At 65.1% G+C, this 26406-nt stretch carries 20 protein-coding genes; 9 read left to right on the top strand and 11 right to left on the bottom strand.

Annotated features, from left to right (window positions below; all coding sequences use genetic code 11):
• Positions 1-10 precede the first annotated feature (10 nt).
• Both J0X25_RS39520 and J0X25_RS39515 read left to right on the top strand, forming a co-directional pair.
• Complete coding sequence (locus J0X25_RS39520) at positions 11-1120, top strand: DUF7350 domain-containing protein (protein ID WP_226777336.1); 1110 nt, start codon at positions 11-13, stop codon at positions 1118-1120.
• 1944 nt (positions 1121-3064) lie between these two features.
• Positions 3065-4270: a Cdc6/Cdc18 family protein gene (locus J0X25_RS39515; RefSeq protein ID WP_226777334.1), complete on the top strand. Its 1206-nt coding sequence runs from the start codon at positions 3065-3067 to the stop codon at positions 4268-4270.
• A 252-nt stretch (positions 4271-4522) separates the two neighbouring features.
• Here the strand turns inward: J0X25_RS39515 and J0X25_RS39510 are convergent, their stop codons facing one another.
• A complete protein-coding gene (locus J0X25_RS39510) occupies positions 4523-5731 on the bottom strand; it encodes a M24 family metallopeptidase (RefSeq protein ID WP_226777333.1) in 1209 nt (402 codons plus the stop codon).
• A 213-nt stretch (positions 5732-5944) separates the two neighbouring features.
• Here J0X25_RS39510 and J0X25_RS39505 point away from each other — a divergent pair, with 213 nt between their 5' ends.
• The 3 genes from J0X25_RS39505 (at position 5945) to J0X25_RS39495 (ending at position 9200) form a co-directional block, all read left to right on the top strand.
• A complete protein-coding gene (locus J0X25_RS39505) occupies positions 5945-7723 on the top strand; it encodes an alpha,alpha-trehalose-phosphate synthase (UDP-forming) (protein ID WP_226777331.1) in 1779 nt (592 codons plus the stop codon).
• A 3-nt stretch (positions 7724-7726) separates the two neighbouring features.
• Positions 7727-8668 (top strand): trehalose-phosphatase, encoded by a 942-nt coding sequence (gene otsB / locus J0X25_RS39500; protein ID WP_226777329.1) that lies wholly within the window; start codon positions 7727-7729, stop codon positions 8666-8668.
• 181 nt (positions 8669-8849) lie between these two features.
• Positions 8850-9200: a winged helix-turn-helix domain-containing protein gene (locus J0X25_RS39495; protein ID WP_226777327.1), complete on the top strand. Its 351-nt coding sequence runs from the start codon at positions 8850-8852 to the stop codon at positions 9198-9200.
• A gap of 174 nt (positions 9201-9374) precedes the next feature.
• Here the strand turns inward: J0X25_RS39495 and J0X25_RS39490 are convergent, their stop codons facing one another.
• The 4 genes from J0X25_RS39490 to J0X25_RS39475 all read right to left on the bottom strand — a co-directional run bounded on the left by J0X25_RS39490 (position 9375) and on the right by J0X25_RS39475 (position 14307).
• Positions 9375-10127 carry a zinc metalloprotease gene (locus J0X25_RS39490; RefSeq protein WP_226777325.1) on the bottom strand — a complete coding sequence of 251 codons (753 nt, stop codon included), beginning with the start codon at positions 10125-10127 and terminating at the stop codon, positions 9375-9377.
• A gap of 211 nt (positions 10128-10338) precedes the next feature.
• On the bottom strand, positions 10339-10812 hold the full coding sequence (locus J0X25_RS39485; protein WP_226777324.1) for a hypothetical protein: 474 nt from the start codon (positions 10810-10812) through the stop codon (positions 10339-10341).
• Positions 10813-11044: 232 nt separating this feature from the next.
• On the bottom strand, positions 11045-13147 hold the full coding sequence (locus tag J0X25_RS39480) for a bacterio-opsin activator domain-containing protein (protein WP_226777322.1): 2103 nt from the start codon (positions 13145-13147) through the stop codon (positions 11045-11047).
• 338 nt (positions 13148-13485) lie between these two features.
• A complete protein-coding gene (locus J0X25_RS39475; RefSeq protein ID WP_226777321.1) occupies positions 13486-14307 on the bottom strand; it encodes a hypothetical protein in 822 nt (273 codons plus the stop codon).
• A gap of 288 nt (positions 14308-14595) precedes the next feature.
• Here J0X25_RS39475 and J0X25_RS39470 point away from each other — a divergent pair, with 288 nt between their 5' ends.
• Complete coding sequence (locus J0X25_RS39470) at positions 14596-14985, top strand: CopG family transcriptional regulator (RefSeq protein WP_226777320.1); 390 nt, start codon at positions 14596-14598, stop codon at positions 14983-14985.
• Between the two features lie 67 nt (positions 14986-15052).
• Here the strand turns inward: J0X25_RS39470 and J0X25_RS39465 are convergent, their stop codons facing one another.
• Entirely contained in the window at positions 15053-16675 is a 1623-nt protein-coding gene (locus J0X25_RS39465) for a cobyric acid synthase (RefSeq protein ID WP_226777319.1), read from the bottom strand.
• Positions 16676-16834: 159 nt separating this feature from the next.
• Entirely contained in the window at positions 16835-17044 is a 210-nt protein-coding gene (locus J0X25_RS39460) for a hypothetical protein (protein WP_226777317.1), read from the bottom strand.
• 459 nt (positions 17045-17503) lie between these two features.
• On the opposite strand from J0X25_RS39460, the gene J0X25_RS39455 reads away from it, so the two are divergent.
• Entirely contained in the window at positions 17504-18739 is a 1236-nt protein-coding gene (locus tag J0X25_RS39455; protein WP_226777316.1) for an orc1/cdc6 family replication initiation protein, read from the top strand.
• A 577-nt stretch (positions 18740-19316) separates the two neighbouring features.
• Here the strand turns inward: J0X25_RS39455 and J0X25_RS39450 are convergent.
• The 3 genes from J0X25_RS39450 to J0X25_RS39440 all read right to left on the bottom strand — a co-directional run bounded on the left by J0X25_RS39450 (position 19317) and on the right by J0X25_RS39440 (position 22388).
• The gene (locus J0X25_RS39450) at positions 19317-20786 is read right to left on the bottom strand and encodes a hypothetical protein (RefSeq protein WP_226777476.1); all 1470 of its coding nucleotides are present in this window, start codon (positions 20784-20786) and stop codon (positions 19317-19319) included.
• Between the two features lie 30 nt (positions 20787-20816).
• Positions 20817-21596, bottom strand: coding sequence for an ABC transporter ATP-binding protein (locus J0X25_RS39445; RefSeq protein WP_226777475.1), 780 nt, complete (start codon positions 21594-21596; stop codon positions 20817-20819).
• Positions 21597-21698: 102 nt separating this feature from the next.
• Positions 21699-22388 (bottom strand): cob(I)yrinic acid a,c-diamide adenosyltransferase, encoded by a 690-nt coding sequence (locus tag J0X25_RS39440; RefSeq protein ID WP_226777474.1) that lies wholly within the window; start codon positions 22386-22388, stop codon positions 21699-21701.
• Between the two features lie 121 nt (positions 22389-22509).
• On the opposite strand from J0X25_RS39440, the gene J0X25_RS39435 reads away from it, so the two are divergent.
• Entirely contained in the window at positions 22510-22875 is a 366-nt protein-coding gene (locus J0X25_RS39435) for a helix-turn-helix domain-containing protein (RefSeq protein ID WP_226777473.1), read from the top strand.
• A 136-nt stretch (positions 22876-23011) separates the two neighbouring features.
• Entirely contained in the window at positions 23012-24652 is a 1641-nt protein-coding gene (locus J0X25_RS39430) for a hydroxysqualene dehydroxylase (RefSeq protein WP_226777472.1), read from the top strand.
• 49 nt (positions 24653-24701) lie between these two features.
• Here J0X25_RS39430 and J0X25_RS39425 read toward each other — a convergent pair whose 3' ends face one another.
• Positions 24702-25979 (bottom strand): FAD-dependent oxidoreductase, encoded by a 1278-nt coding sequence (locus J0X25_RS39425; protein ID WP_226777471.1) that lies wholly within the window; start codon positions 25977-25979, stop codon positions 24702-24704.
• Positions 25980-26406 lie beyond the last annotated feature (427 nt).

Raw genomic sequence — 26406 nt, 5'->3', positions numbered from 1 at the left:
GACGAAACCAATGAATCGTCGGGCCTTTCTCGGTGGAACGGCCGGAACCGGAGCGCTGGCCGTCGCCGGCTGTCTCGAGCGCCTCGGCTTCGAGGAGGAGTCCGCCTGGTCGAACCCGCCGCTGGTCGAGGACCGCCCCGACGCCGTCTACCTCCCCGCCGGAATGGAGGAGATGGGCAGCTACGGCGGCGCGAGCGACGGTTCGCTCGCCGTCGCGCTCTCCTACACGATCCCCCACCGGTTCTGGACCGTCGCCGGCGAAACGGAACGCGTCGACGTCGAGACGGACGACAGCATGCACCTCATGGCCACCGTCTGGGACGCGGAGACGGACACCGTCCTTCCGGTGAACGTGGGACTCGAGTTGCTCCGGGACGGCGAGTCGGTCGGCGGCCAGCTGTCGCCGTGGCCGATGCTCTCCCAGCGGATGGGGTTCCACTACGGCGACAACGTCAGCCTGCCCGAGGAAGGCGCGTACACGGCCCGCGTCCGGGTCGGCGCGCTCGAGGTTCGTGGAACCGGCGCGTTCGCCAACTGGACGGGTGCGTCCACCCTCGAGGTCGACTTCGAGTTCGAGCGATCGGACATCCACGACCTCGAGTTCGACCTGATCGACGAGAACCGACGCGGCGATCCCGAGGCGCTCTCGTTGATGGAACACGGTGCTGGGGACGATCACGAGGATGCGAGCGGCGGCGATCACGGACCCGGTCACCCGCCCACGTCCGACGGGCCGCCGATCGAAGACCTCCCCGGCGATCGAATCGGAACCGAGCGGAGCGGCGACGCGAAGATTTCGGCGATCGCGACGGACGCCGATCGATTGGCCGGGGACGGCGCCTATCTCGTCGTCTGTCCGCGAACTCCCTACAACGACGTGAGCCTCCCCTTCGCGTCGCTGAGCGTCACGGTCGAACGCGACGACGCGACCGTTCTCGAGGACGAACCGCTGACGGAATCCCTCGATCACGCCTTCGGCCACCACTACGGGACCGGCATCGACGGCCTCGAGTCCGGGGCCGAGATAACGATCGCCGTCGACTTACCCCCGCAAGTGGCGCGACACGATGGCTACGAGACGGCGTTTTTCGACTTCGAGGACGTCTCGTTCACGGTCTAGGCGGGTTCGAATCCCACGCGGTACTGATCGTGGTACCGATCGATACCCATACGGTACCGATATGCTATACGGTACCGATATATCATCTGGTACCGAGACTCTCATGCCATACGGTGCTGAGACGCTCACGAGTCCACACGTGGTTCGGCAGTTACCGCGGTCTCGACCCAGTTGCCACGGTATCGACTCCAAGAAATGGAGAAATGGGTATCGCGGTGTCACGTCGTGGAAATATCACCCTACTCACGTGAAACAGGGAAAATATCGCGCTGAAATCCCGTACGCCTGGTATAACTATCCGGAACTCTCGACTACGGCTGAGGTATGTCCCAGTCAGATAATGCAGCTATGCGGATCGGATGCCCGGAATGCGAGGCGACGATCAGCGCCGCCGTTCCGCCGGGCCCAGGTATTCACGCGGAGCGGTCCTCGAATCGGCTGCGGGGAACGGAAACGACCTGCCGAAACTGCGGTCACGAACTCGAGCTCTACTATTACTGAGTCCGTGCGACACTACTGAGCCGGCGTCTGTCTCGGTCTCGCTAGAGTGTTCCTCTCCTATCGAGTCCGAGCAGAGTCGCACGATCCGTGACGGGAGTCGACGACGGAACTCCGAAAGCACGGTACTCGAGAAATAGTCGCGAGCGAATGAATAACAGGACGCGCACACACCACGTTTCCGGTAAAAGCCGTCGAAACGGATACGTCTCGCACACCATGTTTCCGGTGAACAGGATCACCGGTGTCCGAGGACGGATCGAATATATTACACCATCGTTGGCAGCTTCCACAAACCAGCCCGTGCGCATTCCACAAACTGACCCGCAATCCGCCGAGTCAGCCGCTGGGTCTCGAGACGCAATTAGTCGCGCCGGTTCTCGAGACGCAATCAGTCGCAAGGGGCGGGCACTGAGAAGATCCGCGCTAGGTGTTGCCGATTACCGGGAGGAATCACTGATACCACGGTGAACGGACGGACACACCACGTTTCCGGTGAATCAGTTCTGTCGTCGGCAACCGGTGTCGCTATCACCCGCGCGCACACACCGGGTTTCCGGTGAAACGGTGACCGAGAGGGGGGACGGCCTCGTCGGGGGTACGGTGTAGTATCAACGTGTCGTGACGAGAGCAACACGACAAGACGCACACACCAGGTTTCCGGTGAAACGGTGATCAAGAGAAGAGGGGCCAAAGGGGAGGAGAGAACGACGAAGCGAGGGATCGAGATAGTAGTAGAAGGAGGTGAAAGGCGTAGAGGACAAAAGGAAGCCCAAACCGATTTCTGGTTGGCTTCACCCTGTGCCAGTGCTCTACGATACTAGATCAATGGGTACTCCACCAGCCAGCAACAATAAATATATTAAGCTAGAGAGTAAAAAGTCCATTGAGTGGAAAACGAAGATAGTTAGTCGACGTGAGTCGACGCCGACTCTTTCACTGGAAATTAGCGGTATTCTCCGTCGCCGATATTCAAACTAACAGGACTATCGAGGCATCTCGTTCCGGAATCGACTATTTCGAGGTCGTAGTCTCTCAGCCCAGTCTCCTTCGAGTATCGAACTCGAGCCTTCTCTCCAAATCATCTGCTGCCATCGTCGCGATCTACTATGTCTCGAGACCGCGAAACCCGCGGGAAATGCGTGTAGAGTGTCCGCTCTCCCGGTCTACTGAACTGACCGTTTCTCTCTTTTCCCGCACGCGCCGCTCGGGCACACCGAATTTCCGATGAACCAAAACCACCACTTCAACTGGACCCCCTCCCCCGCTCACCCCATTTCACCGGAAACCCGGTGTGTGCGCGCTCCGACCCAGTCACCGCTTCCCCTAGAACTATATATTACCTCCATAGCCGCTCGTTCTCCCGAAATTGTCCGCTGTGACGAACTCCTCGTCGACGAGTCCAAACAGTAAAGACGATTCACCGGAAACGTGGTGTCTACGATCATGTCGAGTTCCGGCGACGACCTCTTCACCCGTGACGATCCGATCTTCGAGAACAAGGAACTCCTCGAGATCAATCATCTCCCCGAGGAGGGACGCATCGTCGGCCGGGACGACGAGATCGCGGACCTCGCTAACGCCGTCAATCCGGCTATTTTCGGGCAGAGCCCGAGCAATCTGCTCATCTACGGGAAGACGGGAACGGGCAAATCCCTCTGTGCGAAACACATCTCCGAACGCCTGGTTCGCGTCGCGACGGAGGAAGGCGTCACCGCGGAGTTCGCCTACGTCGACTGCGCACAGGACAGCACGGAGACGCAGGCGGTTCAGACGATCGCCCACTCGCTGAACGACTCCGACCGCACCGACATCAAGATCCCCGACAAGGGGCTCAGCACGTCGACGTACTACAAGCGCCTCTGGACGGTGCTGGATTCGCAGTACGAGGTCGTCCTCATCATCTTAGACGAGGTCGACAAACTCGACGACGACGACATCCTCATGCAACTCTCGCGCGCGGGCGAGGCCGGCAAACTCGAGTCGTGCAAGATCGGCGTCATCGGGATCAGCAACAAGATCAAGTACAAGGATCGGATGGACGAGCGGGTCAAGTCCAGCCTCTGCGAGCGGGAGTTCGTCTTCCCGCCGTACGACGCCAACCAGCTGCGGGACATCATGCAGGCCCGCAGCGACGCGTTCAAGGACGGCGTCCTCGAGCCCTCCGTCATCCCCCGCGCTGCAGCCCTCGCGGCCCGGGAACACGGCGACGCCCGAAAGGCGATCGACATCCTCCGGTACGCGGGCGAGATCGCCCAGTCCAACGGGAGCGAGACGGTTCGCGAGGAGTTCGTCGTCCAGGCCCGCGAACGGGCCGAGACCGATCGGTTCCGGGAACTCATTCGCGGTTCGACGCCCCACTCCCGGTACGTCCTGCAGGCCCTCGCGGTCCTCTCGCTCAACACCCCCGACGAGGACGGGTTCCGCACGACCAAAATCTTCGACGTCTACGAGGAGATCTGCCGCCAGGAGGGCTCCGATACCCTCTCCCTGCGCCGGGTTCGGGACCTCCTGAAGGAACACGCGTTCCTCGACATCATCGAGCAATCCCGCCAGAGCGGCGGCAGCGCCGAGGGGAGTTACACCGATCACCAGTTGCTCGAGGATCCCGACGTCGTTCGCAAGGTGCTGGTCGAGACGGACGACGGCTGAGCGTCGGCGACCGCGAGCCGCGACCTCGCCATCGCGGGCCGCGGACCGCGCCAGTTCGTTCACCGGAAGCCCGGTGTCCGTTTCGCCCGATCCAGCGGTTATTTCGCCCGATTCGGTGCTTATTTCGTCCGATCCAGCGGTCATTTCGACTGATCCGGTGCCCATTTCGCCCGATCCGGTTCCCGTTTCTGACCCTAGCGACCGCTTCCGATCGATTTCGGACCCGATTCACCGGAAACCCGGTGTCTGGCGTTAGGAGTGGCTATGTTCGCCGGTCTCCCAGCCGCGCGGCGAGTCGTTCAGCCGTTCGGCGCCGTCCTCGGTAACGACGACCAGATCCTCGATCCGGACCCCGAACCCTCCCTCGAGGTATACCCCCGGTTCGACGGAGAAGACCATTCCGCGCTCGAGTTCGCGCTCGTTCCCCGCCACGATGTAGGGCGGTTCGTGGACCTCGAGGCCGACGCCGTGGCCGGTCCGGTGGACGAACGCGTCTCCGTACCCCGCGTCCTCGATCACGGTCCGCGCCGCTCGATCGACTTCACCGGCCGTCACTCCGGGTTCGACGGCGTCGACCGCGGCCTGCTGGGCCTCGCGGACGACCTCGTGCACCCGTTCGTATCGGTCGTACTTCGCCGCGGGCTCCCCGACGACGATCGTCCGCGTCTGATCGCCGGGATACCGTCCAGTTCCGCCCTCGAGATCGGCGTCGACGAACGCGCCGAAGTCCAGCACGATCGGATCGCCGCGTTCGATCTCCCGATCGCCGCTGTGGTGGTGGGGCCGCGCGCCGTTCGGGCCCGACGCGACGATCGTCTCGAACGCCGGCTCGACGCCGCCGTACTCTGCGAGTAGCCGTTCGATCTCTCCCGCCAGTTCCGCCTCAGTCGTCCCAACGAGGTCGTCCGCGCGCGAGCGAATCTCGCGAGAGACCCGATCCGCGATCGCGCCGGCCCGCCGGAGCGCCTCGAGTTCGACGTCGTCCTTTCGGAGCCGGAGGTCCTCGAGGACTCGACTCGCGAGGTCGAACGTCGCGCCGGGCGCGCACGCCCGCAAATCCTGCGTGAACGTCGCCCACATGCGGTCGTCGACGAGGATCGTCGGTGATCCCTCGCGCTGTGACCGTACTGAGCCGCGACCGTCATCGACCGCCGGCAGCAGCGCCGCCAGGACCGACTCGATTTCCTCGAGGGGGTCGTCATCGTCGTCCCACAGCCGCAGTTCCGGCGAGGGATCGTCGATCGGCAGCGCCGCGAGCTGGGTTTCGTACATCGCCGGCGCGACGAGCACTGGATCGTCACTCTGCGGGACGAACAGCAACAGGTGACGTTCGGAGGGGGACTCCGCGAACCCGGTCAGATACGTGAGATTCGGGCTCGGGAAGCAGACGGCCAGCGCGGCGTCGGCGCGCTCGAGGCGGTTCTGACAGGCCTCGATCCGGCGCTCGAACGGGGATGACATGGTCGGTGGATTCGGACGCCCGGGGAAAGAACGTTCGGGCGGTGCCGTCCGGTCTTCGATCGCGGTGTACAGCGCCGGGCGTTCCGGGAGTTAGCCGGTCGATACCGCCCGACAGAGGCAGTCAACGGGTACCGACAGGTAGCCGCGGCTATATGACTCCCCAGCGGATGCAGGCCGGGAAGCAACCCGCGCCGAGGCTGTCGATAGCAGCGAATGCGATTTACCGAATCGCGGTTGCCGTCGACGCATCCGAGCAATCGACGGTTACGGGCCGACGGCTACGGCCGGACGACCGAGGACTCGCAGTCCGCCGACTCCGTCTGCCCCGGCTCGCTGATCGTCGTCTCGAACCGTCAACCGTATCGCCACGAGTACGCGGCGGAATCGCCGAACGGCGGTGGTAGCGGTGGATCCGACGGTGACGACGGGTCGGGCGACGACGACCGGTCGTCCGGCGACGCGAGCGAGAGCCGGTCAATCGCGGTCGACGAACCGACCGGCGGATTGACCGCCGGTCTGGACCCCGTGCTCCAGGCGACCGAAGGGACCTGGATCGCCTGGGGTGACGGCGAGGCGGACTTCGAGGTCACCGACGACCGCAATCGGGTGGCGGTCCCGCCTGACGATCCGTCCTACACCCTCCGGCGGATCGACCTTTCCGAGGAGGCGGTCGACTCCTACTATTACGGGTTCAGTAACCGCGTGCTCTGGCCGCTCTGCCACGGGTTCACCGATCTCGTCGAGAACCGATCGAACGATTTCGACTGGTACCGGACGGTCAACGAACGCTTCGCGGAGGCGGTTGTCGATAACGCGACGGCCGACTCGGTCGTCTGGCTGCAGGACTACCACTTCGCGCTGGCGCCGCGGATGATCCGCGAGTCGGCGTCGGAGTCGCCGACGATCGCCCAGTTCTGGCACATCCCGTGGCCGACGGCGGCGACGTTCCAGCGGTGTCCGGCGGGCGGCGCGATCCTCGAGGGACTGCTCGGAAACGACCTGCTGGGCTTTCACGTCGAGCGGTACGTCGACCGGTTCCTCGACTGCGTGGGACGATACCTGCCGGCCGCGAACGTCGACCGGTCCCGGGGGACGGTTACCTACGACGGGGAAACGACCCGCGTCGTCGCGACGCCGATGGGTATCGACGCCAAGACGCACGACGAACGGGCGCGGTCGGTCTCGGAGACCGACGTCACGTCGCTGCTCGAGCGATACGACGTCGACCCCGAGAACGTCGTCGGTCTCGGCGTCGATCGACTCGACTACTCCAAGGGGATCCCCGAGCGGTTAGCCGCCATCGAGCGGTTCCTCGAGCGGAACCCGCAGTGGCACGGGGAGTTCACGTTCGTCCAGACGGCCACGCCGTCCCGGACGGATATCGAGGCTTACGCGCGCCACGGCGATCTCGTCCGGAGCGAGGCCACCCGGATCAACCGCCGGTTCGCGACGAACGGGTGGAAACCGATCGTTTACACCGAGGATTACCTCTCGAACGACGAGTTGAGCGCGCTGTACCGCCGCGCGGAGCTGATGGTCGTGAGCCCGCTGGTCGACGGGATGAACCTGGTCGCCCAGGAGTACGTCGCGGCGAACGTCGACGGCGACGGGACGCTGGTGCTGAGCGAGGGGACCGGCGCCCACGAACTGTTGGGGTCGCACGCCCTCACGATCGATCCGACCGACGTCGACGGCTTCGCCGCGCAACTCGAGGCGGCGGTCTCGATGCCCCGCCGCGAGCGCCAGCGCCGGATGAACACGCTCCGAACCCGGATCTTCGACGGCGACCTCGAGTGGTGGATGGAGACTCAGTTCGACTGGATCCGTCGCGTTCACCGTCGCGAGGACCGGGAGACAGACGGACGAACGTCAGCCGAGAGGTCTGGTCGAGAGCCGGAATCGCACGCGAACCGAGGGTCCGACACCGGTTCCGACCCGGACTCGCGGTCGGATTCGGACGCCGACCGGTGGGAACGCCGGTCGACCGTGTAGCCGATGGCTTCCGAGACGTCTCCCCAGCAGAGCGACGAGACGGTTCCGCAGCCGATCGAAGACGCGTGGCCGCGAATCCGTTCGACGCTCGCGGGCGCCTCGCGGCTCTGCTGCTGTCTGGATTTCGACGGGACGCTCGCCCCGATCGTCGACGATCCGGACGCGGCGACGCCGACGGCGGCCAACGAGGCGGCGGTGGCGGCGCTGGCGGCCGACCCGGCCGTGACGACGGCGATCGTCAGCGGGCGGGCGCTGGCCGACGTTCGCGAGCGCATCGACGGGCCGGGGACCTACGCGGGGAACCACGGCCTCGAGCTCGCTCGCAACGGCACGGTCGCCGTCCATCCGGTTGCCCGGAAACGCGCCGCGCGGATCGACGCGGTCTGTTCGACCCTCGAGTCGGTCCTCGCGCCCGTGCCGGGCTGTCGGATCGAGAACAAGCGGCTGACGGGGACGGTCCACGTCCGGTCCGTCCCGCCCGCCGCGCGGCCGATCGTTCGTCGGCACACGCGCGCGGCGGTCGATCGGTTCGGCGGCGACGACCTCGAGATCTCCTCGGGGAAACGGATCCTCGAAATCGGGCCGTCGATCGAGTGGGGGAAGGGGAACGCGGTCGAGTTGATCGCGGCGGACACGCCCCCGGGGGCCGTCCCGGTCTACGTGGGCGACGACGTGACCGACGAATCGGCGTTTCGGGCGGTCGAACCCGAGGGAATCGGGATTCGAGTCGGCGGGGACGACCCCTCGGCCGCCTCCTGCCGGCTCTCGTCGCCGTCGGACGTCGCGGACGTCCTCGAGTGGTTCGGGACGACCGGCGTCGAACTCCTCGCGCAGGACGTGACGCGGTCCCCGGCGCAGTCCCGGGGCGATTCGTCGGTCGAACGCGACGTATCGACCAGCGTCCATCTCGCTCGAGTAGTGAACGACTGCTCGACCCGAAAATAGTCATAATAGTTATATAAACGGTTCGTATTCTAACGGCTATGGGATGATTATTCGCCTGACGGGTGCCGTCTACTGATTATATATTCCGTTTCAAATACCTATCAGATGCTAAAACTCAACGGTCCAAGCCGAAAGTATTAGTTACCACTGGAAATATAGTACCTACTGAGAGTGAACGAGCGTGAAGTTACGTCAACCCACTGATTTCCTGATCCTCGAGTCGCTCGAGGAGAAGGGTCGAAACGTCGCAACGAACCTGGCCGAACACACCGGTAAGAGCCGCAAAAACATCAACACGCGGCTACCGGTACTGGAAGATTACGGGCTCGTTCACAAGATCGGGCCGGCCGAACGATCCGGGCTGTACGAGATCAGTTCCAAGGGGAAGGCGGCGATCGTCTATCGCGACCAGTACGACGAGGTCGACGACTTCGAATCGCTCATCGAAGGGCCCAGTCCCGACGGGGCCGGCGACGGCGATGCGCAGGCTAGGTTCGTTCGCGGTGAGGACGAGAGCGACGAGGACGAGTAACCGAGCGGCGGCTGACGGGCGACCGTTTCGACACCACGACCGTCGATACGACGATTATCGACACCGCAACCGTCCACTCCACGATCGTCGATACCGCAACCGCCGACACCATAACCGCCGACGGCGCAATCGCCGACACCGCAATTTCCGACATCGCAACCGTCGAGCCGGCGACTATCCTCGTTCGCCACTGCTGTACCCGGCGAGTTCGCGGCGGGCGCAGTTCGAAAACGCCAGCCCGAGCTTTTTCGTTCGACCGTCCGTCTCCGGATACGACGTGCCACACTGCGACTGTTCGGCGTCGTGCTCCCCGTTCCAGGCGTAACTGCTCAGCATCGGCGTGGCGACGACCGCGTCGCCGTACTGGAACGCGACGCCGTGTTCGTGGCCCAACCCGAGCGCGTGGCCGATTTCGTGGACCAGCACCTGTATCGTCCGCGTCGCCGGTTCGTTCGGAACGATCCACCGGTCGGCGTCCGCCTCCGGCGCCGAGAAGACCTCGTCGAACGACTCGAGCGCGGCGATGTGGCGGGCCCCCCCGACCGACGCGACGTGAGGAAAGCCGTACCCCGTCGGCGTCCGACGCATCTGTCCGTCGGTGACGAGCAGATTGACGTCCTCGACCGGGGTGACGTCGCCTCGCCTGAGTGTCCCCGCGGCGAGCGTCAGCGGCCACTCTCCGCCGGTGGTGACGCGCGCTCCGTCTTCGGTCGAGACCGAAACGGTCCCGCCGATCGAGAGGTCGAGCGACCAGAACTCGAGGTCGAGAATTCGCTCGAGGTACTCGCGGAGTCGGTCGCCCACGCCGTCGTACCGCGCGGCCCCCTCGGAGAGCCAGATCCGGACGGCGAGGGCATCGGCGTCTTCCCGGGTCGTGTACGCCAGCGTCCCGACGGACGCGAGCGAACCGACGGACCCGAGAAACACGCGTCGCTTCACGAGTGCGGATTGTCAGGCACAACGCCAGTTCGTACCGGTTTACATATCCGTCCATTATGGCCGGTTCCGGATCGTCGGATTTCGTACGCCTGTCGGTTTCGGCGTCCCTGGGGATGAACCCGAAATAGAAGGACCAATCGACGGAGACGATCGCGTTCGAACCACTCGGTTTCACGTGGAACGGTGGCCGTGCAGGACCCTACTCCGAAGCCGAGTCGCCCGGAAGCGGTCGGCGCGTGTCGACGACTCGAGCGCGGCCGTCGTCGATACGGACCTCCGCCCAGGCGGGGAGATCGTCGGCCGCTCGCAACAGGAGCAGCGTCTCGTCGGTCGTTTCGACCAGTCGCCGATCCGGGTCGCGCTGTCGGATGCATGGCTTCCAGCGGCCGGTACGGAGCTTTCTCGTGACCTGGGAGTTGGTGTAGTAGCGGCCGTTCGACCCCGCGTAGAGGCCGTCGATCGGCGCGTCCGGTATCACGTTCGTGCGTCCTCCGGCGATCGATCGGAGGGAACCGCCAGTCGGGTACTCGTCGGGACCATCCCGCCTGAACGACGCCGACCGCACCGCATCGACGCTCGGGTTTACATAGCACACTTTTAAAATCTCGTGACTATCGTGGAACGTGATGGATACGGCGCATCCCGCCGCCGTCGGCGCCCGTTCTACGGACACACCGTGTTTCCGATGAACTGACGTTCGGATCGATTGCGTACTGTTATCTGGCTCGAGTGGGAACCGACGGTTGCCTTCGGCGGACGAAGGCTCCGTGCGAGCAGACACCATTCGAAACACCACCACCACCTACCGCTCGCTCGCACGCGGACGCTTTTCGACTCGCTGATCGTCATCACCTGTTGGACCGTATGGCGCGCTGGACCAGACGACGTACTGGACCGCACGCTCCTCAGTCCGCTTCCGTTCCGCCGCCGGCCTCGAAGAACTCGGCGAGTATCGCTTTCAGTCCCTTCCGGAGGTGCTGGTGCATCGTCGGCGGTGAGACGTCCATCGCGTCGGCGATCTCCTCGCCGGTACTCTCGCGGGGCCAGTCGAAGAAGCCGCTGTAGTAGGCGAGTCGCAACGTCGTGAGCTGGCGATCGGTCAACTCGTCGATGATGCGATCCCGCCGCTCCGCCGCGGTGCGGACCGGTCGGTCGACCTCGCGCCGGGCGACGAGTTCGGTGTTCTCGTAGACGACGGTCAGCGCCTCCGCGATCTCCCGGACGTTCGCGTTCTGAGAGACCTCGATCAGGCAGGTCCCGACGCCGTCCGCGACGGTGACGTCGCGGATGGTCGCCCCGTGGTTCGCGAGGGTCCGGACGCCCGACTCCGAGAGACGGATCTCGATGGTACAGCCGTCCTCGCTGCCGTGAATGCCCCGACACTCCTCGACCGAGGGGTGGGCGTCGGCTTCCTCGAGGACGGTCTTCCTGTCGAGTCCGTCGACGGTGACGTACTGGACGGTGCGGCCGTTAGACGTCGTGCCGGCCCACTCCAGCGAGACGGTGCAGTCGTACCGCTCGGAGAGATCGAACGAGAACGTGTCCCCGCCGTCGATGCGGAACTCGAGTTCGACGACCGTATCGGAAAACAGTAGCTGTCGGTTCTTGACGGCCATGATCGTGAACCCGATCGTCTCCCCGAGCAGGCCGAATCCGGCCCGTTCGCCGTCACTGAAGGCGTCTTTGCGTCCCGCGAGGACGGTCAGGACGCCGTAGACCGACTCGTTGTGGCTGATCGGCACCGCGATCGCGGATCTGACGCCGTCCTCGCGAGCGGCCGCCCGCAGGGGCTCGGGCATCGTCTCGCTCGAGGGGATGTTCGTCTCCGTCTGGACCGCGCCGGTCTCGACGGCCCGCTCGATCAGACATCGGTGGCCCGTCTCGAGTTCGTCGGCGCAGGTGAGGTAGGTCTCCGCCTCGCCGGCGCTGGTCCGGTAGGTCAGCCGCCCGTCGCCGGTCCGTTCGGCGATCCAGGCGCCGCAGTACAGCCCCGAGTCGACCAACTGTTCGCAGACCTCCCGTTCGATGGCGTCCCGCGACGGCGCCTCGACCAGCGTGTCGATGACCCGGCCGACGACCGTCCCGATCCGGTTGAGCGTCTCGAGGTGGTCGCGTCGCGACCGCAGTTCGCGCTCTCGTCGGACCCGTTCGGTGATGTCCCGCGCGAACCAGACGACGGCCCGCTGGCCGTCGATGCGCTCGTCGATCGGGACGACCCGTCCCTCGAACCGTCGTACTCCGCCGGTCGTCTCGGCCTCGTACTCGATCGACTGGACCTCGCCGGTCCGGAGGGTCCGATCGAGACAGTCGTGCAGCTTCGGGGCGACGTCGTCGGGAAACACGTCCTCGAGTCGCGAACCGGGCAGTTCGTCCGGTGGCGACGAGTAGAGCTCGGCGGCCTCCGGGCGGACCTTCGCCTCGAGGTACGTGCCGTCGGCGCCGATAACGAAGGCCTCGTCGGGGAGTTCGTTCGCGAGGATGCGGTGGGTTCCGTCCCCGGACGCGACCGACGGCTGCGTCGTCGCGGTGACGGCGTCGGCCGTCGATTCGTCGGTCACCACCCGCGCGCGTCGCGAGTCTCGCGAGTCGTCGGGTTCGCGACACGCGCGGATCGTCGACAGGATTCGGTCGACGGGATCCTCGTCCGCGTCGCTCGGGACGTACTCGTCGGCGTTCCCCCGCAGCGCGGCGGTCGCGAGCGCCTCGTTCCCCGCGGACGGGGCGACGACCGTCGGAACGCTCGGGTGGACCGCTCGCACGCGCTCGAGGAGGTCCCGCACCCGTTCCGGCCGGTCGAGTTCGAGAACGATGGCGGCAGGATCGTCGTCGGCCGCGTCGGGGTCACCTCGCGGGTCAGATTCGGCGACCGACTCGAGGGACTCCGCGAACGACGTGGCTGTGACCGATCGAACGTCGACCGACGTCACCGCGCTCAACTGCGTCTGGAGGGCCGTCGGGTGGGCCGTCGCGACGTGAAGGATCGATCCGGAACGATTCTCGTGGGACATACGATAGCAACGGGGTCCGGTCGCAACTGCCCGAAACCGTCTCTATAAGCCAACAACTCGTTGGAATAAAAGCATACTGGTACCGTCGCTATTACCATCGCTATTTCGAGCATCCCTCCACGAGCGACGTTGTTCGCGATGTACGCTCCGTCTCCACTGTCGAACGTTTCTCCGTCTCCCCCGTTCGAACGTCCCCCCGTCTCCACCGCTCGAACATCGTCGTCCGAACAACGTCGTCCGAATAACGACGTTCGAACCATTCAAACAATGTACGATGTGTAAACTGTCCACACCGTGTACAACGTATAATCTGCTACCGGTGTGGCAGTCGAGCCGCGTCAGAGCCGACGCATGAACTTCGGCAGGATCCCCCGCTCGCTCGAGTCGGCAGCGGCGGCCGGCTCGGCGTCCGGACGATCGAAGTCGGCGGAGTCGTCGACCGAATCGGTAGTCGTGGCCTGTGACCCGTTGGCCGTTTCGGCGGCGGGCTGGCTAGCGGGGTCGCCGGCGGGACCGGCCCCGTTCGGGGTCGCGGCCCCGGCAGACGGTGCCTCGCCGGTCGCGTGTGTGTCGGCGGGCGTTTCGCTACCGGTTTCGGCTGTGGCCGCGCCCGCCGTCGCAGTCGCTCCGCCGGACGCCGCCGTCTCGGCGGACGCACCTGCGGTGGTTTCGGCTTCGATCACTGCCTCGAACTCCGCCTGGGACTCGGGACCGAAGTAGTAGGGGTCGTCCGGTCGGAGGTACTCTCGAAGCTGGACGTTTCCGTAGCCGGCGAGCGCCAGCGCGGGCACGAACAGCGGTTCGATGCCGAACAGCGTCGGCCCGGCGGTCAGAATGACGAGAAAGACCGACAGCGGGGAGTAGACGAAGAACGCGAGAATTCGAAACCAGCCGCTGACGTAACCGTCGATGACGTAGGCGTAGAGCCCGTAGGCGCCGATGATGAGTCCGAGGTCGGCGTAGACGGAGACCAGGATCCCGGCGTCGCCGGCGACGAAGATGTGAACGTGCGTGGCGATGGCACCCGTCAGCACCGTCGTGCGATTGACGTACGTCTCGTCGAGGGCCATCCCGACGGTGAGCACCGTTAGCTGGAGGATGGGTGCCGCCAACCACCACGGGAGGGAACTCACGATGAAGCCGAGAGACTCGTCGATCACACCTGCTCGTGTGGGGACATCCGTCCCGACCGCTTTAACGTTCGTTCCGTTTCGAGATTCGATACGAACCTCGAGGGGGGCGGCGATGCCGTCGTTCCGCGCTGTCTCGGCCTAGCCTGTCTCATCCCGTTCCATCTCGTCCCGTCCCGGTCCGTCTCATCTCGTCCCGTCCTAACCTGTTCCGTCTCGGCGTGTCTGCTGCCAGCCGTCACGTCGTCACGACCGATCTACAACTATTCCAACAACTCTTCGAAACAGTAATGAGCCCGCAGTGAGCATCGTATTGGTATGGCCAAAGATACCGTCAGGTACCCGGACGAGGTCGTCGAGGCGATCGACGAACTCGTCGACGACGGTATGTTCGAGAGCAAGTCCGAGTTCTATCGGTTCTCCGCGGAGTACGTTCTCACCCTGATCAACGACGAGCACGAGGTGAACACGTTCAACTTCGACGAGATCAAGAGCGAACTCGATATCTCCGAGGCGGACCACGCCAAGGCGCTGGGTACCGACGGCGGGACCTTCTTCCTCGACGCCGTGATTACGATCCGGAAACACGGCCTCCGGGGCGAGTACGAGGCCGCGGAACGGTTCATCGACACCCACTACGACTCGACCGACCAGGAGTGTATCATCCTCGAGGAACTGCTCGGAACCTACCGCGAGCGGCCCGCGTAACCTGTCGCGACGAGGTCTTCGGTCGCCGCGATTACGGACTGCTGCTCGATTTCGACTCGCCGCTCGATTACGATTTGCCGGTCGAGTACGACTCGCGAGCGAACGGTTCGCCCAGCGCCGCGAGGTCGACGTGCTCGCGGACGAGCGCCGCGGCGCGGTCGGACGGCGTCGCGGTCGCTCCGTCCGACCCGGGGTCGCTATCGGGCCGGTCGACGCCCGCTTCGGCGGCGACGTGTGCGAGAAACGCCCGCCGGACCGCGTCGTTGTCGAACAGGCCGTGGAGATAGGTCCCGAGCACCCGGCCGCGGGCCGCACTCGAGTCCCCCAGCGGCCGCTCCACGTCCTCGAGCGCCCGCGTCCGGCCGGCGTGGATCTCGTAGCCCGACGCGACTCCTTCGGCGCCGGCGAGCAGCGGCGTCGCCGAGCCGTCGACGGGCACCGTCGTCCGCTCGAGGCGTTTCGTCCCCGCGAACTGCGTTTCGACCGGGAGCAGTCCCAGCCCCTCGACGACGTCGTCCGCGCCGGTGCCCTCGAGGTCGGCGTTCGTGATCCGTTCGCCCAGCAGCTGGTAGCCACCGCAGACGCCGACGATCGGACCGTCGAAGGCCGCCAGCGCCGGGGCGAAGCCGGCCTCGCGGAGCGCCAGCAGGTCGTCGACGGTATTTTTCGTCCCCGGTAGGACGACCGCGTCCGCGCCGACGGCCGCGAGGTGGTCGGCGGGGTCCGCCTCGCCAGCGGTGTCATCGGCGGCCTCGACCGGGACGAACGCGACCGAGACGCCCGGCTCGGCCGCCAGCGCCTCGAGATCCGTCGCGTTCGAGATTCTGGGTAGGCGGGGAACGGCGATCGTGATCCGCCGGTCGTCGGGAACGCCGTCGTCGTCGCCCAGCACGCCGCGTTCGCCCCGCGCCGGCAATCCGACGCTATCCTCTTCGGGCAGGCCGGGGTCGTCGTAGGGCACCACGCCCAGAATCGGCACGCCCGTCCTGGACTCGATCTCCTCGATTCCGGGCTCGAGCAGCGACGGGTCGCCCCGGAACTTGGTGATGACGGCGCCGACGACCCGCTCGCGCAGCCCCTCGGGCAGGAGTTCGATCGTGCCGTAGAGGCTGGCGAAGGCGCCGCCGCGCTCGATGTCGACCAGCAGGAGGATGTCGGCGTCGGTGAAGCGGGCGGTCTCGACGTTCGCGAGGTCCCGGTCGTGGAGATTGATCTCGCCGATGCTGCCGGCGCCCTCCGCGATTATCACGTCGTGGTCGGCCGCGAGCCTGCGGTAGGACGCCTCGGCCGCGGCGCGGGCCTCGTCCCAGTATTCGTCGTAGTACTCGGCCGCCGGGACGTGCTCGTGAGCCCGCCCCTGCAGGACGAGCTGGCTCTCGCCGTCGCCGCGGGGTTTCAGCAGGACCGGGTTGCAGTCCGTCGTGGGGGTGATCCTGGCGGCTCGAGCCTGCACGAACTGCGAGACGCCGATCTCGCCCCACCGGTCCGCGTCCGTCTCGTCCTCGTCGCTCACGTCGCCGGTCGCGGCGGCCTCGGGTCGGACGACCACTCGAGCGTTGTTGCTCATGTTCTGTCCCTTGAAGGGGGCGACGGCGACGCCTCGATCGGCGAGCAGGCGACAGAGGCCGGCGGCGACTGTCGACTTGCCGACGTGGCTGGCGGTGCCGGCGACGAGCAGCGTTCTGGTCATTCGCGTCGGTCCCTATTCGCTCGCCGCAGCCTATCGTCCTATCGATTCAGTACGTAGTCGTTCCTGTCCGGTCGCGACCTCCGATAATCGGTCGTCAGGGCGGATTCTCGAGCGGTCTTGAGTATCGTCCTCTCGGTTCGGTCCTATCGATCTGGCTTACTACTCGTCGTCGTACGGCTCCGGTGGTTGGCCGTCTTCGAAGTCGACCTTCTCGCCGGGGTGGGGTTCGATGTGACTCAGGATCTCGTGGGGGACGTAGCCGATGTTGTACCCGTCCTCGTCGCGGAGGACGACACCGTGTTCGTACTCGCGGAAGTCGAAGCAGTCGATCTCCTCGTAGGCGTTTCCCGGTTTGTAGACGACCTTCATGTCCGACGAATCAACGAATTGGCTGGTTTCGGTGTGCCTTGCATGTGACGGTCGTTTTCGGAACCGAGACGTTGTTGTAGATCCCGACAGTCAATGGTGCAAAAGTTACACACCACCGTTGCAAGTGAAACTCGTCTCTAAAGCAGGGGGTGGGGAGGGGGTCTTCCACTGTAAAAGACACTACCCACACACCACTATTTCCGGAGCTATCTCGAAGGCAGTTCGCCAGCGTAAAGTAAGCAAGCGGTATCTCGTTTTCTGATCTTCTAGTTTGAACTTCTTGAGAGCGATCGAATACTGGGTCGTTCAATAGCTTCGGAAACAGTGGAGGGTGTCTATTATAAATCAACCGTAGCTACGGAAGCCACGGTTAGTCATCATATATAATGTACACAGCTTAGGAAGCTTCAGAAGCTAAGGAACCAATGGTTTTATAAATCATAATGTTGGTTGTTTATCATGGGCATATTCCAGCGGGATCAGCAAGTATTCGCTAATGCTGATCCGCTCGATGACTCATACGAACCTGACGATATCCGTGAACGAGACGAGGTGCTCGAAAAATACAAACGAGCACTGCAACCGATTATCGATAATCGACCCACATCGAATATTTTTCTCTACGGAAAGACAGGAACGGGTAAGACCGTCGCAACGAAGTTTTTGCTTTCTCACTTAGAAGTCGATGTCGCTGAGTACGACGATGTCAACCTCTCTACCGTCTGGGTCGGCTGTGAAAACCTTTCCACCTCGTATCAAGTTGCCGTTGCACTCGTCAATGAACTCCGTCAGCAACAGGAGGAAGAACGTATCAGTACAACTGGTTACTCTCAGCAACGAGTTTTCGAACTTCTTTACGAGGAGTTAGACGCATTAGGCGGTACCGTCGTAATCGTTCTCGACGAAATCGATAATATCGGCCGTTCTGATGATATTTTGTATGGATTACCTCGCGCCCAGTCGAATGGCTATGTAGAAGATGTCCGGCCAGTCGTTATCGGTATCAGTAATGACTTTCAGTTCCGAGATTCCCTTTCACCAAAAGTGAAAGATACACTAGCGGAAAAAGAGATTCTCTTCCCACCGTACGATGCGAACCAGCTTCGATCGATCCTGAAACCACGTGCTGAGAAAGCGTTTTACGAGGGCGTACTCGAGGACGATGTTGTTCCGCTATCCGCTGCATTCGCGGCACAAGATACGGGATCGGCCCGGCAAGCTATCCGACTGCTTCGAGAAGCGGGCGAGCTTGCACAAGCAGCGAACGCTGAAGCAGTGACTGGAGATCATGTCCGTGATGCACAGAACGAACTAGAGAAAAATCAACTCTACGAGGGAATGCAGGAGCTGACGACGCAGGGACATGCTGTCCTCTGTGCGCTGGCATCGCATCAAGCCGACAACGAGGTACCAGTTCGTTCTCGCCAACTCTACAACCGCTATGTGTCGCTCTGTGATCGACTCGATGCGGATAGTGTCAGCGAACGCCGAATCCGTGATCACCTGTCCGATATGAATATGCTCGGTCTCATCACGGTCTATGAACGAAACGAAGGACTTTCTGCTGGCCGATATCACGAATATGAACTCGACGTTCCGTTAAAATCTGTTCTCGATATCCTCACATCAACAACTCGCTTCAAAGAAGTAGCTAACTCTATACAAACAACAGCGGATAAGAACGACTATCTGTAAATCGATAGCTCCGGAAATGGTGGAGGGGACTCCCTTGATTACCTTCCTTCCTCGACCAGAGATTTTCCTGGGATGTGATCGTCTCGTCGGGATAGCTCCGGAAACAGTGGTGTGTGTGAGTGACGGTTTAACCAGATTTCTCAAGGAACGACGCTCCGAAAACGCTGGAGGTATCCTTTCGAACCGATCAAACTGATACTTGTTACCCAGATATCTTCGCTCTTCCGCAGGACCGACCTCTTCTACAGAGAAAGCTTCGGAAACAGTGGTGTGTAAGTGGTAGCTTTTCGTCCCCTCTCGAGAACCGAAAGCTCCGGAAATGGTGGAGGGAGGGAAGGGATCTCTGCGTCGCAGTCCCGTCAGGAAAACATTCTCACGAAGTGGCAGGCGACATCGAGACGGGCGGTTCCGCTATCCGAATCGTTCCCACGGCAGTTTTTCGCTCGTAGTCTCGTTTTTCAGATAACTGCAGCCTGAACCCGACGGCTTCACGTGCAACGGTGGGGTGTCTCGAGTCTCGGCTGTTCACTTGCAGTGATGGTGTACCCGAACCCCGCTCTCGTTAGCCACCTCGCTCTCACTCGCCGTCTCGAGCCCGCGTCTCCCACCGCGGCCCGGCCCGACTCGAGAGCACCATTCCAACACCACCGAATCCGATACCAGCAACACCGAGCACCACCGCAACGGTCCCGGTGGGCGGAACCACGACGAACCCGGCCACCAGCGTCGGCACGAGCGCGACGGCCACACCGAGCGTGAACAGCGAGAACCGAACCGAATCGAAGAGGAACTCGTTGGGATCGAAGCCGGCGATGTAGACGGTCAGGCCGTAGTAGTACAGCGCGTAGCCCGCGAGCAGGACTGCGCCGACGACCGCATCGAGGAGCGTTGCCTCGAACCAGAGCACGGCCGCGAGGTACGGCACCGCGACCGTCGGCGCGCCGACGAGGACGAAGGCGACCCGCTTCGCCCGGAAGACGTCCGCGATCGAGACGGGGTAGGCGAGGTACTCCTCGAGCGAGTCGAACTGGGTCAACCAGTTGTAGGTGGTGAAGGCGGTCAGCCCCAGCACGCCGCCGAAGAAGATCCCCGGCGCGGGGGCGATCCCGGTGATCGAGTCGACGACGTCGACCAGCGCGGCCACGAGCGCGAGCAGGATGGCCGCCGAGACGAACGGTTTCGCGACGCCGCCCGAGGACCGCGCCAGATCGAGCAGCGTTTTCGAGACGAGCGCGCTGTCGGCGCCGACGGCCTCGACCGGGAGCACGTCGCTAAGACGGGCGAACCTGTCGCTCGCGGTCCGGGCCGGTCGCCCGTAGGTGGGATCGTACAGCGCGAGCGAGGCCGCGCCGACGACGCCGGTTCCGACGAGCAGGCCGAGCGCGCTCGCCGGCGAGCCGTCGATCGGAACGAAGACGCTCCGGACGGCCCCACCGGTTCCCGTCAGCCACGCCGCACCGGCGCCGGCGACGGCGGCGCCGACGATGGCCCACGTCGGCACGCCGCGGGTCCGGACCGCGATCACCGCGACGGTCAGGGCCATCCCGGCGACGAACGCCAGCGACAGCGAGAGCCACAGCGTCCCGACCGCGACCGGGACCGCCGCGACGTTGTCGACCAGCGCCGCGTTCGAAATCGCCATCGGAAGGACGAACGCGACCGCGTAGAACAGCGCGTCCTTCAGGAGGAAGACCCCGAGCAGTTTGCGCCGCGACAGCGGCAGCGTCGTCGACGTCGAGAGGACCAGCGAGAGCTCCCCGAACACGTTCTCGAGCATGTCCGAGCCCGCGAAGCCGGCCGTCCCGCTGTAGAGGCCGAAGCCGAACACGAGGACGTGGAGCCCGGTAACGATCGTTCCGGGCGCGGTCCCGGTCTCGACGAGCGCGAACGCCGCGCTCACGGCGAGGGCGGCGATCACGACCGGGAAGAGTGCGAACCGCCAGCCGCCGAACAGATGGGTGTGGAGCCGCCACTCCTCGCGAAAGAGGACGCCGAGCAGTCGCCGGATCGACAGCCCCGACCGACCGGACGACGGCTGCGCGCTCATACGTCGACCCCGCTCATACGTCGACCCCGCTCATACGTCGACCCGTTCGAGCGACGGCAGATCTCGCGCGTCCTCCCGCTCGACGCGCTCGAGGAACACCTCCAGCAGCGATTCGTCGCTCCCGTTCTCGCCGCCCTCACCGCCGCCGTCGCCGGTGAGCGATCGCTCGGTCACGATCCGCCCGTCGGCGACGATGCCGACCCGCGTACAGATCTCCTCGGCGACGTCGATGTTGTGCGTCGAGACGAAGACGGCGTTGTCGCCGGCCGCGTAGGAGACGAGGAAGCGCTTGACCTGCTCCTGGACGAGCGGGTCGAGGTTCGCCAGCGGCTCGTCGATGAAGACCACGTCCGGTTCGTGGAGGAACGCCTGCGCGATCATCACCTTCTGCTGTTGGCCCCGCGAGAGGCCCGTGTGGAGCGTGTCGAGTTTGCTCTCGAAGCCGAGGCGATCCGCCCAGTCGGCCGTCCGCTCGGCGACCCTATCCGACTCGAGGTCCCGAACGTCGCCGACGAACGCGAGGTACTCGCGGGGCGTCAGAAAGCTCGGCGGCGACCCCTGCTCGGGCAGGATCCCGACCCGGCGTCGCGTCTCGATCGGCTCCGCCGCCGGATCGGTCTCGAGGACCTCGACCGTCCCCGCGTCCGGCCGGATCTGGCCGGTCAGGGTCCGGATCGTGGTCGTCTTCCCCGCCCCGTTCGGACCGAGAAACCCGTACAGCTCGCCGCGGTCGACGGTAAAACTCATCCCGGCTACCGCGTCGACGGCACCGTAGGACTTCCGCAGTCCGTCTACGTGAATCGCACCCATTGAACGCCCAACCGTTCTCGGGAACTGATAATAATTGTGTTGGTAGGGGAGTAGTGACAGCCCCGCCGGACCGGACGTTCGACCGATCGACCGCCCGATTCCTCAGAATTCGGTGCCCCGTCGCGCCCGCTGCCCGTCGTCGATCGGATGTTTCACGTTTCGAACGTTCGTGATCAGGTCCGCGCGGTCCTCGAGGTACGCCGGTTCGGCGTGACTGCCCGAGAGGACGAGTTCGAGACTATCGGGCTTCGCGTCGACCAGGTCGCGGACGTCGTCCTCGCCGATCAGGTCCCGATCGGCGGCGTAGAGGATTTCGTCGAGGACGAGCATGTGCACGCCCTCCTCCGGCGGCGCGTCGAGGTCGATCGACTCCGCGAGGTCCGCGTCTCCGGCCGCCTCGAGCAACTCGCGGGCGCGCTCGAGGCCCGCCTGGGCCTGGGCCTCGTGGTCCGCTTCGTCGCTGCCGTCGGCCATCCCGTGCCAGCCGTAGTGGCCGAGGTTCTCGTAGCTGATCCCCGGCAGCGCCGCGATGGCGTTGTACTCGCCGCGAACGGCGTCGACGCTCGAGGCGCCGCCCTTCATGAACTGGAGCAGGTGGACGCGGTAGCCGTGGCCCGCCGCGCGCATCCCCATCCCGAGCGCGGCCGTCGTCTTTCCCTTTCCGTCGCCCCACCAGACCTGCACGAGGCCGAACTCCTCGGGCGCCGCCGGCTCGATCCGTTCGGGTTCGGGCGTTCGTCCCTGCCCGGGCGTGTTCTCGACCGTCGAATCGGGCCGCTGATCGTCGCTCATACGACGTGGATCGGCGGGGTCCTACATTAGGTTGGTTACATCGGCAGTAGCCGTCCGCGCGACAGCGGGTGATGACGACCAAACGTGTCTTTAGGCTCCGCTCCTAACGTGTTCGCAGTCTATGCCACTCGAGTTCTCATCGTCCGGCGAGACGCCCGATCTCGAGCGCGTCATCGCGGTGCTGGACGATGCCGACTGCCGGGAGATCATCGCGATTCTCGAGGCGCCCAAGACCGTCCTCGAGATCGCGGAGGAGACCGATCTCCCGCTGTCGACGACCTACCGAAAACTCGATCGGCTAACGGAGGCCGGACTCGCCAGTGAGACCGTCGGCGTTCGACGGGGAAGCCACCACACGTCGCGCTACGTGGCGGACTTCGATCGGATCGGTATCAGCCTCGACGACGAGCGCGAGTTTCGCGTCGATATCGACTCCTCGAACGACCAGTCGCTGAACATCTGGTCGAACGCCAGCCGGGAGTTCTGAACGCGGAACAGCCGACGCTCGTCTCGATTCCGAATACGGTGACGAATCGGCTCAAACCGACGTTCGAGCGCCGCTATCGCCGACCCGTATTCGTTAGGGGTACTGCTTACTCCGCTGGGGGACCCAGTGACGGCAGATGACACACGTTGCCGTCGTCGGCGGCGGAATCGGCGGCCTCACCGCGGCCCACGAACTCGCCGAGCGCGGGCTCGAGGTGACCGTCGTCGAGGCGAACGACCGCTTCGGCGGGAAGGCTCGTTCGATCCCGATCGACGACGGGCCGGCGCCGCTACACGGCGAACACGGCTTCCGGTTCTTCCCGGCCTTTTACCGCCACGTCGTCGACACGATGGCCCGCATTCCCGACGGCGACGGCACCGTCGCGGACAACCTCGTCGAGACCGAGGCGACGCTGATCGCGAGCGAAAACGGGACAGGCCGGATCGCCGAAACCCGCACGCCCGACACCGTCCGGGGCTGGCTCGAGGCGCTGCGCCCGGCGTTCGCCGAGGACCTGCCCGCCGACGACGTCCGGTTTCTGCTCGAGCGCCTGCTGTACGTCCTGACCGCCTGCGAGGACCGCCGCGAGGACGAACTGGAGAACGTCTCGTGGTGGACGTTCATCGACGCCGACAACCGCTCGCCGGAGTTTCGGAACCGGCTCGCGTACGCGACGCAGGCGCTCGTCGCGCTCCGCCCGCAGGTCGGCAGCGCCAGAACGATCGGCACCGTCTATCTGCAGCTCCTGTTCGGCCAGCTCGATCCGACCCGACCGACCGAGCGCGTGCTGAACGCGCCGACCAGCGAGGCGTGGATCGACCCCTGGGTTCGCCACCTCGAGTCGCTGGGCGTCGATCTCCGCCCGAACACGCCGGTTCGGCGGCTCGAGACCGACAGGCGACGGGTCACCGGCGCCGTCGTGGCCGACGGGAGCGGCGGCGCCGGGGAGCGGATTGAGGCTGACGAGTACGTCCTCGCGGTTCCGATCGAGGTCGCTTCCGAGCTGGTCTCCCCCGAACTGCGCCGGATCGCGCCCGAACTCGGCCGGATCGAGCGTCTCGACACCGCGTGGATGAACGGCATCCAGTTCTACCTCCGCGAGGACGTCGAACTGACCCGGGGCCATCAGGTCTACGCCGACGCCCCGTGGGCGCTGACGTCGATCTCCCAGCAGCAGTTCTGGACGGGGTACGACCTCGAGGACCGCGCCGACGACGTCGCGGGCGTCCTCTCGGTGATCGCCTCGGACTGGGACGCGCCGGGCGTCCTGTACGGAAAGCCGGCCAGGAACTGCACGCGCGAGGAGATCGCCGCGGAGATCTGGTCCCAGTTGAAGACCCACCTGAACGGTCCCGACGAACGGCTGCGCGACGAGCTGCTGGTCGACTGGTTCCTCGATCCGGCGATCGTCGAAACCGACGCGGGCGTCGCGAACCGCTCGCCGCTGTTGATCAACACCGTCGGCTCGCTGCGAAACCGGCCGCCAGCAGACGTCGGCGTCCCGAACCTCACGCTGGCGAGCGATTACGTCCGAACCAACTCCGATCTGGCCTCGATGGAGTCGGCGAACGAGGCTGGCCGCCGCGCGGCCAACGCCGTCCTCGACCGCCGCGGCGTTCGCGGGTCGCGGGCGCAGCTCTGGGACCTCGAGGAACCCGCCGTGTTCGACCCGTTCAAACGGCAGGACCGAATCCGCTACCGACTGGGCCTCCCTCACCCTGCGGCGGTGACGCAGTCGCTTCGGCGGGTCACGCGCGGTCTCGGCGGCGGGCGCTGACGCCGCCGACCACGCTGACGCCGCCGCCCCGCTGGTGCTGCCGACGTCGCTACTCGGCTCGCTCACCGCCCACGAGGTCGGAATCCGTCGGCCCCTGCCCGTCGAACTCGCGGACGAACTCGTCGAGCGCCGCCGGATCCGACGCGCCCGGGAGCGCGGTCGTCGCCGTGACCGACGCGGCGTCGACGCCCAGTCGATCGCAGACCAGGTCGGCCGTCGCCTCGGCCATGCGCCGATAGGTCGTCAGCTTCCCGCCGACGATACTGACGAAGTTCTCGACGCCGTTGGAGCGGTCTACCGACGAGTGACTATCAGTGGCGTGATCGAGCAGGTGGAAGCCCCGCGAGATCCCGCGGCCGCCTCGAGCGGCCTCCTCGGGCTCGTACAGGGGTCGAACGCCCCACCACGTCCGGACGCGCTCGGCCTCGGCGAGAGCCGGGAGGATCGTCGCGCACTCCTCGACGGTCGCCTCGACCTCCCAGTCGGCCCGCTCGTAGTCGTCCGGATCGTCGATCGGGACGCTGGTCGTCCCCAGCACGACCTCGTCGTCGTGGGGGACGACGATGTCGCCGTCGGCGGGATCGCGACAGCGGTTGAGCACCGGCTCGAGCCCCTCGTGTTCGACGGAGACCATGACGCCCCGCGTCGGGCGCATGTCGAGGGTGACACCGGCCATCGCGGCGACCCGGCCGGCGTGGGCGCCGGTCGCGTTCACGACGAACCGCGGTTCGACGGTCTCCCCGACGTCGCCGCCGAGCGAGACCGACTCGATCCGCCCGTCGTCGACGGTCATCGACGCGACTGGCGCGTGAGTGCGAATGCGGGCGCCGTGATCGCGTGCGTCCGCCGCGTTGGCCGCGACCAGTCGCGACGGGACGACGACCGCGTCGGGGACCCACATGGCGCGCTCGACGCGCTCGGCGAGACCGGGAACCGCGGCTCGAGCCGTCTCGCCGTCGATCACGTCGACCGGAATGCCGACGTCCTCGCAGGCCGCGCGCTTCGCCTCGAAGTAGGCCTGATCGTCGCCGGCCAGCTGGACGAACAGCCCCCGCGTCTCGCGGACGGCGGCGCCGGCGATATCGCGGAGGATGCGGTTCTCCTCGAGACACTCGCGAGCGCCCTCCGGGTCGCTCTCGGCGTAGCGGGCGCCGCTGTGCAACAGTCCGTGAGAGCGCCCGGAGGCGCCCGCCGAGAGCCCGTTGCGTTCGGCTAGCGTCACGTCAACGCCCCGCAGTGCGAGATCCCTGGCGATACCCGTTCCGGTCGCGCCGCCGCCGACGACGAGGACGTCCGACCGATCCGATCGTTCCGCTCGGCTGCTCATACCGAACGGACGGACTCGAGACGGAGGTACCTTTCACCGCGCCGGCGTCGATCGGGGACCCGTCCGCTCGGGTCGGACGGGACAGCGAAAAAACGCGGACCATCAGGGGCTGTAGTCGGGGGACTGGGCTCGCGCGTCAGCGACGTTCTCGTCCTCGTGCATCCGCGTAGCGTCCTCGAGCCGTATTACGGATTCTACAGCACCAGTACGGGATTCAACACCTGCTGAGCGCGTCCGGAGATCCGATGTAGCCGCTGTTACGCCGCTTGCGGGGTCAGTGTGGCCGTAACGGACGTTCCGAGGTCGCCGCCGATCTCGCTCGACGCGGCCTCGGTGGGACTTCTTGTCCCCGTCGATGGTCTCGAGCGGCTGTCGTCCGTCGCGCCTCGAGCGTCGAAGTCTCCAATACGAGCCGTGGGACCGCCTC

The sequence above is a fragment of the Haloterrigena alkaliphila genome, assembly GCF_017352155.2.
GTDB lineage: Archaea > Halobacteriota > Halobacteria > Halobacteriales > Natrialbaceae > Haloterrigena > Haloterrigena alkaliphila.
The sequence above is the reverse complement of the archived record's forward strand: the minus strand, read 5'-3'. Positions and strand labels throughout refer to the sequence as shown.